Origin of the sequence: uncultured Dialister sp., from assembly GCF_900541605.1 — a bacterium.
In the GTDB taxonomy this organism is placed as follows: domain Bacteria; phylum Bacillota; class Negativicutes; order Veillonellales; family Dialisteraceae; genus Dialister.
In genome coordinates, this window is sequence record NZ_UQKJ01000015.1 from 16812 (window position 1) to 27614 (window position 10803).

The window sequence follows — 10803 nt, forward strand, 5'->3', positions numbered from 1 at the left end:
ACATCGGGACAATGGGGACCGGTTAGTTGGTTGGTGAAACTGATTCAAGCGATGCAAGCTATCCAAGCGATTCAACCCATGACAGAGACTGGTTACTGCCAACCGGTTTGCCCCGCTGCTGACTCTCACCGCCTATCGTCATCTCGAGCGGTGGTATGCAGCGGAATGATGAGAATCATAAGGACAGGATGTAAGGGAAGCGCTGATTAATTCGCAGAGTCAGATTTCATAAGGATTTTTATGCACTGCTTCGTCATAACTCTCCTTAAATAGCTCGCTATTCGCGTCGAGTTATTCCTCGCATTGCATAAAAATCCAAGAATGAAATCTGACAATGAATTAATCAGTGCTTCCTAAGAAAGAGCCGAGAGTTCTCCCTGATCATTGACAATGGCGGGATTTCAGGAAGAATTGATGCCAATCGGCTTCACCGGAGGTGTCTGATGTCTATTGGCCGGGCCCATCCTCTGCCGTCTTGACACAAAAAAACGCCGGATATGGAAATATCCATATCCGACGCTCAAGGTACCTTACTCAATCTCGATCTCACAGTACCCTGATATGCTTCTCTTTCAGTCCGCTCATTCTTTCGAAGGGTACCGTTTCCGCTTCTTTCAGGCTCACAGGGCGGATGTCCTTCAGGGCGCCGGCCCAGTGGAGGAGGAGACCTATGAGGTCTTCCGGAGTGTATCCCTTTTCCCGGAGTTCCCGGATGGTAATCCCATGCTGCCGTTTGGAGAGGCGCACCCCTTTTTCATCCACCAAGAGGGGCAGGTGGCCATAGGTGGGAGCTTTATACCCCAGCTTCCCTATGAGCCAGACCTGGTAAGCCGTGGAGGGAAGGAGGTCGCATCCCCGGAATACGTGGGTCATGCCCATGGCCCCGTCGTCGGCGGAGACCGCCAGCTGGTAGGCCACAAGGCCGTCGGCCCTGCGGATGACGAAGTCGTCTTTCCCCGCCGAAAGGTGCCGGGTTTCATCGCCGTAGAAGAGGTCATGGAATGTGACGTCCCCCTCTTCCATCCGTACCCGGAGACAGGGCTTTTTCGTCATAGCCCCCCGTTCTTCAGCCGTGAGGCTGCGGCAGTGGCCATCGTACACCGGTACCTCTTCTCCCTCATGGGGAGCGGAGAGGATCTTGTGAATCCGGCTCCGGCTGCAGTAGCAGGGATAAAGGTCCCCCTTCTTTTCCATGGAAGAAAGGATGTCTCCATAGAAACCGTACCGCTCGCTCTGGATGAGGGAGCCGTAGGGATGCTCCTTTCCCGGCATTTCATCGAAGGTCAGGCCCATCCAGGAGAGGTCCTCCAGGATGCCCTCTTCGAATTCCTTCCGGCACCGGTCCTTATCGATATCTTCCATCCGGAGCACCGTGGTGCCTCCCCTCTGTTTCGTCCAAAGCCAGTTGAGGAAGGCAATCCACAGGTTTCCCAGATGCATGCGGCCCGTGGGACTCGGGGCAAACCGGGTTCTGACTTTCATCAGTCCGGCATGGAGCGGACGATATCAAAGAGTTTCTTGTCCTCTTTGATCTTGTCTTCGCTGCCCATGACGCAGAGGTAGGGATCCTTCATGACGCTCCGTACGAGGGGTGCCAGTTTCCGGATATCCTCCACCGTGCAGTTAATGGTTTCATCCCGAATCTTCATACGGGATTCCCGGGTATTGCCGGAGAGGTAGTGAACCATGGCCCGTTCCCCCTTCATGGACGGGGTGAACTGGATTTCGTCGGCCGCCATGGTGCCGATGACGTACTTCGTCATTTCCCGGTCCGACAGTTCCAGGTGTTCCAGGTAATCCGGCAGTTCTTCATAGGCCTCTACTGTCTTTCCCAGGTTCGGATCCCGGTAGGAGCAGAGAATGGACGTGCCGTCCCGGAGGAACTGGGTGAAGGCACCGTAAGCGCCGCCCAGTACCCGGACCTTCTTCCACAGGTATTCGTACCGGAGGATGGTTTCCATCACCCGGAGAGCCCCGGTGTACGTAAAGCCGTGGTCTTTGAAATTGCCACCCTTCGCTACGTACTGTACCTTGCCGGAGGTGAGGAAGGCTTCGTTCTTATATTTCGGCGGGAAGTGGAATACATGGGTTTCCTTCTTCTCTCCCTTCGCCATGTCGTCGATGACGAGGGACAGGTTCCGGTTGATTTCCTCTTTTTCTTCCTTTTCTCCCACGGTTTCATAGAAAAGGTTGGCCCTTGTGAAAATCCGACGGGAAAGGTCTGCCAGTTTTTCTTCCAGTGCTTCCGCGTTCTTGTCGAAATTCTTTGCCAGGTCCGACAGGAAATAGTAGTAGCTCATGCCGGACTGTTCTGCAAATTCCCCGCCCAGGGAGAAATAGGAGGACAGCCTTGTCATCATGAGGGTATGGCCCCGGGAGAAGGCGCTCATATCCCATTCCGATTTTTCCTGGAGCACCAGTTCCTTCAGCCGCTTCGTGTCAGTGAAGAGGGTGTGGTTCATGATTTCCCCCAGAAGGTCCATGAGCTTATCGGCCTTGGAGGTCAGAGCCTTTGCCCGTACCGTAAGGGTGGGCAGGTAGTCCGACGCATCGTCCACCTTGCCGTAGGCATTGATGGCGAAGCTCATGCCGCCGGTGTAGGCGTTGGAGAGCCGGGCCAGTTCACTGTAGCTGTGCTTCGTGGTGGACAGGCTCCGAAGCAGGGTGGACAGGAGGATGGCATAGGGAATGTCTTCTTCCGTAAGGCCCGCCAGTTTGAAATAGAGGTTCACATAGGAAATACCATTGGTATGAACATCGAAATGGAAATGGGTGATGCCCTGGACTTCATCTTTGTCCAGTTTTTCCTCTTCAATCGGCCGTTTCAGGTCCTTCCGGGACAGGAGAGGAATGGTCTTCAGCGCTTCTTCCGTTTCACCGGAAGCCTGCCGTTCCTTCAGTGCCTTCGTGGAAGCCATGATTTCATCAAGCTGCTCATCGGAGAGGCTGCTCTTGAAGGAAGCCAGCTTTTCCGCCGTTTCCTTATTCATCTTTTCGGTGAGTCCCTTTTCCGGCTTCATGGTGATGAGGACCTGGTGGGGATTCTTGATGACGTATTTCAGGAGCAGGTTTTCGAAGTAATTGGTCTTCAGGTTCTTCCGGAGCGTATTGATATCATCGATGTACCGGAGCGCTGCCATGGGGTCCCGGTCGTAGAGCCACATATCCATGGCCCGGACGCCGTAGAACAGTCCCTTCGGACGGCCCTGGTAATCATTTTCCCAGGCCGTGAATTCCGTCCAGTTCAGGGCTGCTTCCAGCATATCCTTGTCGATGCCTTTAAGGGCAATATTCCGGAGAGCCCCGTCCAGCACATCGGCGAACTGCTGCTGCTTCTCCACTTCAGAGCCCGTCACTTCTACGGTCCATACGGGCTGCTTGTAGCTGTCGCCATAGGCGCCGGACAGGTCGCTGCCGATGCCTGCATCCAGGATGGCCTGCTTCAAAGGTGCCCCGTCCATATCGATGAGCACGTAATTCAGGATGCGGAAAGCCAGGGATTCCATGGTGGACATGTGGTCATTCATAGCCACATAGAGGGCATGGATTCCCTTTCCTTCGGTGCTTTCATTTTCCGCGATACCGTAGGGAGCAGTCACTACGACCCTCTTGGCAAAGGGAGACTGGGTCTTCACGGCGGAGTCCACGTTTCTCCGGTCAAAGGCGGAGAGGTAGTCATGGTCCATGTAGGCCAGGGTGCTGTCGATATCCATATCGCCGTAGAGGAAAATGTAGCTGTTCGACGGATGGTAGAAACGGCGGTGGAATTCCGTGAATTCACGGAAAGACAGGGTCGGAATCACTTCCGGGTCCCCGCCGGACTCTACGCCGTAGGTGGTATTGGGGAACAGCTTCTCCATGGCCCGGTCTTCCATGATGGCTTCCGGAGAAGACAGGGCTCCCTTCATTTCGTTGTATACAACGCCGTTGTAAGTCAGCGGTGCGTCCTTGCTTTCCAGTTCATAGTGCCAGCCTTCCTGCATGAGAATCTGGGGATTCTTCAGGCAGTTCGGATAGAATACGGCATCCAGGTACACATCCATAAGGTTGTGGAAATCCACATCATTCCGGCTGGCAATGGGATACATGGTCTTGTCGGGCCAGGTAATGGCATTCAAAAACGTATTGAGGGAGCCCTTGGCCAGTTCCACGAACGGTTCCTTCAGCGGATATTTCCGGGAACCGCAGAGGGTGGAATGCTCCATGATGTGGGGCGTGCCCTTCGAATTGTCCGGAGTCGTCCGGAAGCAGATATAAAAGACCTTGTTGTCATCGTCATTATCCAGGTACATGAGCCGGGCGCCGCTCTTCACGTGCTCCATCATGTACACATCGGAATTGACCTCTTCAATATGGGACATGGGGCCCACACGAAAACCGTGGACCAGGTCCCCTTCTTTCCATCTCATCACTTAAAACCTCCATAACGTACGAAAAGCGCAGGCAAAAGACCTGTGCTTTTCGTGTATTTTCTATTCTTTATTCAGCCTTGCCGCGGGGAAAAAATTCATCGTGAATTGCCTGCACCGCTTTATCCAGGTCTTTCCGGAGAATCAGGCAGGAAATACTGATTTCAGATGTACTTACGATATCGATATTCACATTGGCTCTGCCGAGGGCTCCGAACATACGGGCAGCTACGCCGGGAGCGCCGAGCATGCCGGCACCGACGACGGAAACTTTCGCCGTATCATCATCATAGATGACCTGTTCCAGTTTTCCTTCATCCCGCATCTTTTCCAGGACCCGTTTTGCATCGGGCAGGTCCGTATCTTCGATGGTGAAAATGATGTCCGTCTTGTCATCGTTGGAATTCCGTACACTCTGTACGATCATATCCACCGCAATATTGTCCTCTGCCAGTGCGGAGAAAACCATGTACGCCACACCGGGAATATTCCGGAGACCCAGCACCGCAATTCTTGCTGCATGGGCATCCTGAGCTACGCCTCTTACCACTTCATTCTTTCCTTCCATTGTGCACACCTCCCGGATAATGGTTCCTTCGTCATCTGTAAATGTAGACCGTACGTGAATGGGAATATGGTACTTCATACCCAGTTCCACACTCCGGGGCTGCATGACGCCGGCACCGAGCCGCGCCATTTCAAGCATTTCCGTATTTGTGATTTCCTTCATCTTGATGCAGCCCTTCACATGACGGGGATCGGCGGAATAGATGCCGTCCACATCGGTGAAGATCTCGCACATATCTGCATGCATGGCGCCGGCCAGGGCCACCGCTGTAGCATCGGAACCGCCGCGGCCAAGGGTTGCCACGTCGCCGTTGGGCATGAGTCCCTGGAAACCGGCTACAATGACGATTTTCCCTTCTTCCAGTTCCCGGAATACCCGATCCGGCTTCACATCATCAATCCGCGCCTTGCCGTAAGCACCGCCGGCAATGATGCCCGCCTGGGGTCCGGTCAGGGAAATCGCAGGAACCCCGAGCTTCCGGAAAGTCATGGCCATGAGGGCGATGGACATCTGTTCCCCTGTAGCCAGCAGCATATCCATTTCCCGTCCATGGTTCACAGAGGACACCTGGGATGCCAGGTCCAGGAGGTCATCGGTGGTATCGCCCATGGCGGAAACAACGATGACAATCTTGTCCCCCGGTTTCCGGTCCCGGAGCACACGGTTCGCAATATTCAGCATTTTCTCCGGTGTAGCTACAGAGCTGCCACCGAATTTCTTCACATAAAGTGCCATTTACATCCCTCATTTACTGGGTAAAATTAAACCTACAACTTAGAAAATTTTATCATGCCCACGGTACTCTGTAAAGAAGAACGGGACCAAATGGGACACTTTCCAATAGAACTCTCATATTTTTGCTGCAGGAAAGCTCCGAATGCATACGAGCAGATGGGGCTAAGGGTTGTGGGTGAACACTGCTTCGCCTGTTCACCGGGTGGTGGGTGCTTCGCACCGGGGCATAAGGTTGGTCTGCCGCCATAGGTGGCCATTGTACCTAACGTCCCCGCTTCCACGAGCACAGCGATGCCAACCCACACCCCTTATGAACCATTCACACGCCTGGGCCTCAACCCCTATCCAGCCGCATCAGAACTCAATTCCCTTTCTGGCGCGGATGCCTTTCTGGAAAGCGTGCTTCACAAGGGTCATTTCCGTCACCGTATCTGCCAGGTCGATGAGCTCCTGAGGCGCATAGCGGCCGGTGAGGATCATATTCAGCCGGGCCGGTCTTGCCTTGATGAGCTCCGCCACCTCTGCCGTATCCAGCATGCCGAAATGGATGGCGTAATTCACTTCATCCAGCACCACCAGGTCCCAGCGGTCACTCATGACCTCTTCCTTCACCATATCCCAGGCCTTCCGGGCCAGCTCCTTCTTCTCCGCCAGCCGTTCTTCATTGTCCGGGTCCTTCTTATTGTGAAAAACAAAGCCATCCCCCATGGGCCGGATTTCGATGCGTCCATCCGCCTTTCCCAGGGTCTCGATGGCCTTCAGTTCTCCGTATTTCCAGGCGCCCTTGATGAACTGGAGGATCAGCACCCGCTGTCCGTCTCCCCAGGCCCGGACCGCCGTCCCCAGGGCCGCCGTGGTTTTCCCTTTTCCCGTTCCCGTATTGATGAGAACAAGACCTTTCTGTTCCATAGTATTCTCCTCAGATATATGTATATGTGTAATATCCATGCTGATAAATGGGTCTAAGGGTTGTGGGTTGGCATCGCTCCGCTCGCCAACCGGGTTGCAGGTGCTTCGCACCAGGGGCATAAGGTACCAGAGCCGCCTGTGGCGGCGAATCTACCTCATGCCCCCGCTTCAACGAGCGCAGCGAAGTGTAAAGCACAACCCGGTGAACAAGCGAAGCGCAGTTCACCCACAACCCTTATGCCCCCTTCACACGAACTGGCCACAACTTACTTCCGCCTGTAAGCTTCACAGGACTTCATAAGCTTTTCTGCTGCCTTCGGGTTTCCTTCGAAGGACAGGTGGAGGTAACTGGCCAGGACATTGTCCTTTGTGTACCCCTCTTCATGTCCCTTGGGCTGTCTTGTGCCCTGGAGGCTGTAGGCCCAGGGGAAGTCTTCGCCGCACCGAAGGGTGGAGAAGTGGAATTCGTGGCCCTTCAGGGTGTCTCCCACGTCGGCGATGATGCTCTTACGGAGGGCTTTCCCTGTGACGTAGCCTACGCGCTGCAGTTTTTTCTGCATTTCGCAGACTCCCGGCACCAGGCCCGCCATGTCGTAGCTGTCGCCGTCAAATCCCTGGATCTTCTCGCAGAGATACATGAGGCCCCCGCATTCCGCATAAATGGGCATGCCCCCTTCTGCGGCCTTCCGGATGGAGTCTTTCATGGCCGTATTATCTTCCAGTTCGTGGAGGAACATTTCCGGGAATCCGCCGCCGAAAATGAGGCCGTCCACGTCGGGCACCGCGCTGTCCCGAAGCGGGCTGAAGGGCACGAGCTCCGCCCCCAGCCGTTCCAGGTAGTGGAGGCTGGCGGGGTAATAGAAGGAAAAGGCTTCATCCTTCGCTACGCCGATCCGTACCGATACATCCGGTGCCTTTTCTTCTTCCTCCTCCACCATGAGAGGTGCGGCGCTTCTGGCAATGGCGAGGAGTTTTTCCGTGTCCACCCATTTCCCTGCGTCCTCTCCCATGTGGCGGATGAGGTCTGCCGTTTCGATTTCCGTCACCGGCGTGAGGCCCAGGTGTCGTTCCGGCGTCTTCAGCCCCTCGTCCCGGTGGAATGCGCCCAGCACGGGCATGTGAATCTTTTCCATCACTTCCCGCACCATGGCTTCGTGGCGGTCGGAGCCCAGACGGTTCAGAATCACCCCGGCAATGTGGGTATCCGGATCGTATTCCCGGAATCCCAGGGCCGTAGCGGCAATGCTGTAACCCACGGACTTGCAGTCCAGCACCAGTACCACCGGCGCCTGGAGCCGTTTGGCGATATCCGCCGTAGAGGATACCCCGTTGGCGCCGCCGTCGTAGAGGCCCATGACCCCTTCGATGATGGAAATATCGGCATCCTTTGCCAGGTAGCTGAAATTGGATGCCAGCCGGTCCGCCGGCGTCATCCAGGTATCCAGGTTATAGGAGTGCCGGCCCGCCGCCTTTTCATGAAATCCCGGGTCAATATAGTCCGGCCCCACTTTGAAGGGCTGGACCTTCAGTCCCTGGGAATGGAACCAGGCCAGGAGCCCGGTGACAATCGTTGTTTTCCCTACGCCGCTGTTGGTGCCCGCAATGACGATGCGGGGACGGATGAGGCCTGCCATGGTTATTCATCTCTCTTTGCAATAATGGTACTGAGATAATTCGGTTTATAATCGGCCGGAAGGCTGTCCAGGTCCCGCTGGATGATTTCATCCGGCAGTCCTGCCCGGGAAACCATGACCGCCCGCTTGATCATGTGGTGCTTGCGGAGTTCTTCCTGCACAAAGGCAAAGCTCTTGTACACCTTCATGATCACCGCATTGTCCGAAGCCGCCAGGGCCTTGTCGAATTTTTCATGGTCCGCGGTGGCCGGGATGATAAGCACATTTTCTTCCCATTCCGTGACCGGCATGCCGATGTAGGACGCAATGCCCAGGAACGCCGGAATGCCCGGAATCGTTTCCACTTCGTAGTCCGGGGAATCCTTGAATTCATTGAAAATATACATGTACGTGCTGTAGAGCATAGGATCCCCCAATGTCAGGAACACCAGGTTCTTCCCTTCGTCCAGCTTTTCCGCAATAACTTTCCGGTTTTCCACCCACTGCTTCTTCACGGCGTCCATGTCGTTATTCATCTGGAACACCATGGGAAGGAGCGCAGTGCCTTCCGGAATATAGGGCTTTGCAATGTTAAAAGCCACGGAGCCCTCTTTCTTTTCGGTCTTCGGCGTAATAATCATATCCGCATTCCGGATGGCCTCCACCGCTTTCACGGTCAGAAGCTTGGAATCCCCCGGTCCCACGCCGATGCCATATAATTTTCCCTTTTTCATAATGAAACCTCCTCAATCTATGATTCTATAGAATTTATCTGCACTTCCTTAAAAAACAGAAAGTGAATGATTACTCATCTATTTTAACATGACTCGCAGTATATGGCGAATCGGTGGCAGGAGAACGAGGCCCAGGCCGAGATTGAGATTGAGATTGAGATTGAGATCATCAGCCGCTCCGCGGCAAATACCGCTCAGCTGTAAGCGGATAGTGGTAAGCCAAATACAAACTCCGCGCCGCTCTTCATTCTGACGCGGCGCACCACCATTCCTCATTCCTCATTCCTCATTCCTAATTCCTAATTTTTCAGTCCTCAATCTCACCGTATATATTCAATCGCATCCTTCAGGTGCTTCACGAAGACCATGGAGTCCAAAAGGCCGGAAAGGCCGTTGCTTTTGCAGAAGTCCGTGACTTCGTCCCTGTTCCCTTCGGGCAGGAGGAACCGGGTGAATTTCATCTTCACCGCTTCCTTCAGCCGGGGACCGATTTTCGAAACCGGCATGATTTCCCCGGTAAGGCCGATTTCCCCCAGTGCCATGAGACCGCCGGGGATGGGGATGTCCTTTTTCACGGACACCAGGGCCAGGGCAATACCCAGGTCCGCCGCTGTTTCCTTGACCCGGAATCCTCCTGCCACATTCAGGTACACATCGTCCGAGGAGAAGGGAATCCGCACCCGCTTCTCCAGTACCGCCAGGAGGATGATCATCCGGTTATAGTCGTAGCCCGCGGCGATGCGCCGGGGAATGGCCAGTACCGAATGGACTGTAAGGGCCTGGATTTCCACCAGCACCGGCCGGAGGCCTTCCATGCAGGCCACCACCATGGATCCCGGCGCCGCTTCGGACCGGTTCCGGAGGAGGTACTTCGACGGATCTTCGATGCCCTTGAGGCCGCTCCCTTCCATGACGAAGAGCCCCGACTCCGCCGTGGAGCCGAAGCGGTTCTTCACGGTCCGGAGCACCCGGAACTGGTAACTCCTGTCTCCTTCCAGATAGAACACCACGTCCACCATGTGCTCCAGGATTCTCGGGCCCGCCAGGTTTCCTTCCTTCGTCACGTGGCCGATGATCATGACGGAAATATTCATTTTCTTCGCGAACCGCACCAGGGCCGACGTGCAGTCCCGGATCTGGGCAGGGCTTCCCATGGGAGAATCCACGCCGGAAATATACATGGTCTGGATGGAATCGATGACCAGCATGGCGGGCTTTATGGTTTCCGCTTCTTTGATAATGCTGTCGATGCTGCTACCGGCGTAGATGAAGCAGTTCTCATCGTTCACATGGAGCCGTTCCGCCCGGAGCTTCACCTGGATTTCCGACTCCTCCCCGCTGCAGTAGAGGACGGAATTCCCCTGGGACGCCATGGCGTGGCAGATCTGGAGAATGAGGGTGGACTTGCCGATACCCGGTTCCCCGCCCCAGAGAATGACAGACCCCGGCACGATGCCGCCGCCCAGGGGACGGTCCACTTCCTTCATATGGAGGAGAATGCGCTTGTCCCCGTTGTACCGGATAGAAGACAGCTTCTGGGGCTTCGCAGGGGTAAGGATATCATCCTTCAGCCCCAGGGACAGGCTCTTCGGCGCCGGCGCCTCCACCTGCTCCTCCAGGGTGTTCCACTCCCCGCACTGGGGGCAGCGGCCCATCCATTTCAACGTCTCCGCCCCGCAATTGGAGCAGACATACTTGGTTTTCACTTTATTGGCACACATGAGATCTCTCCTTATGAGAATATAATCAATTGGGATGTATAGTCTTATATCAGGCAGTGGCCTTCGGGGTGCCTCTCTTAACCTCCCCCATCTATGGGGGAGGTGGCGCCGAAG

7 protein-coding genes are annotated in these 10803 nt (G+C 55.1%); all 7 read right to left on the reverse strand.

Annotation, left to right across the window (positions count from 1 at the left end; genetic code table 11):
• Positions 1 to 546 precede the first annotated feature (546 nt).
• Positions 547 to 1482 carry a tRNA glutamyl-Q(34) synthetase GluQRS gene (gluQRS, locus tag QZR21_RS02195; protein WP_296096161.1) on the reverse strand — a complete coding sequence of 312 codons (936 nt, stop codon included), beginning with the start codon at positions 1480 to 1482 and terminating at the stop codon, positions 547 to 549.
• Positions 1482 to 4409 carry an insulinase family protein gene (locus QZR21_RS02200; protein ID WP_296973536.1) on the reverse strand — a complete coding sequence of 976 codons (2928 nt, stop codon included), beginning with the start codon at positions 4407 to 4409 and terminating at the stop codon, positions 1482 to 1484. The genes gluQRS and QZR21_RS02200 overlap by 1 nt, the downstream gene beginning before the upstream one ends.
• A 70-nt stretch (positions 4410 to 4479) precedes the next feature.
• The gene (locus QZR21_RS02205; RefSeq protein ID WP_296096158.1) at positions 4480 to 5712 is read right to left on the reverse strand and encodes an aspartate kinase; all 1233 of its coding nucleotides are present in this window, start codon (positions 5710 to 5712) and stop codon (positions 4480 to 4482) included.
• Positions 5713 to 6066: 354 nt separating this feature from the next.
• Positions 6067 to 6621, reverse strand: a complete 555-nt coding sequence (gene cobO, locus QZR21_RS02210) for a cob(I)yrinic acid a,c-diamide adenosyltransferase (RefSeq protein WP_296096156.1) — start codon at positions 6619 to 6621, stop codon at positions 6067 to 6069.
• A 266-nt stretch (positions 6622 to 6887) separates the two neighbouring features.
• Positions 6888 to 8255 (reverse strand): cobyrinate a,c-diamide synthase, encoded by a 1368-nt coding sequence (locus QZR21_RS02215; RefSeq protein WP_296973532.1) that lies wholly within the window; start codon positions 8253 to 8255, stop codon positions 6888 to 6890.
• A gap of 2 nt (positions 8256 to 8257) precedes the next feature.
• Entirely contained in the window at positions 8258 to 8968 is a 711-nt protein-coding gene (cobI, locus tag QZR21_RS02220; RefSeq protein WP_296096152.1) for a precorrin-2 C(20)-methyltransferase, read from the reverse strand.
• Between the two features lie 320 nt (positions 8969 to 9288).
• Complete coding sequence (gene radA, locus QZR21_RS02225) at positions 9289 to 10689, reverse strand: DNA repair protein RadA (RefSeq protein WP_296096150.1); 1401 nt, start codon at positions 10687 to 10689, stop codon at positions 9289 to 9291.
• Between the last annotated feature and the right edge of the window lie 114 nt (positions 10690 to 10803).

Excerpts from the sequence above, each read along its gene's own strand:
- gluQRS (WP_296096161.1), bottom strand. The coding sequence starts at position 1,482 with ATGAAAGTCAGAACCCGGTTTGCCCCGAGTCCCACGGGCCGCATGCAT.
- QZR21_RS02200 (WP_296973536.1), bottom strand. The coding sequence starts at position 4,409 with ATGAGATGGAAAGAAGGGGACCTGGTCCACGGTTTTCGTGTGGGCCCC.
- QZR21_RS02205 (WP_296096158.1), bottom strand. The coding sequence starts at position 5,712 with ATGGCACTTTATGTGAAGAAATTCGGTGGCAGCTCTGTAGCTACACCG.
- cobO (WP_296096156.1), bottom strand. The coding sequence starts at position 6,621 with ATGGAACAGAAAGGTCTTGTTCTCATCAATACGGGAACGGGAAAAGGG.
- QZR21_RS02215 (WP_296973532.1), bottom strand. The coding sequence starts at position 8,255 with ATGGCAGGCCTCATCCGTCCCCGCATCGTCATTGCGGGCACCAACAGC.
- cobI (WP_296096152.1), bottom strand. The coding sequence starts at position 8,968 with ATGAAAAAGGGAAAATTATATGGCATCGGCGTGGGACCGGGGGATTCC.
- radA (WP_296096150.1), bottom strand. The coding sequence starts at position 10,689 with ATGTGTGCCAATAAAGTGAAAACCAAGTATGTCTGCTCCAATTGCGGG.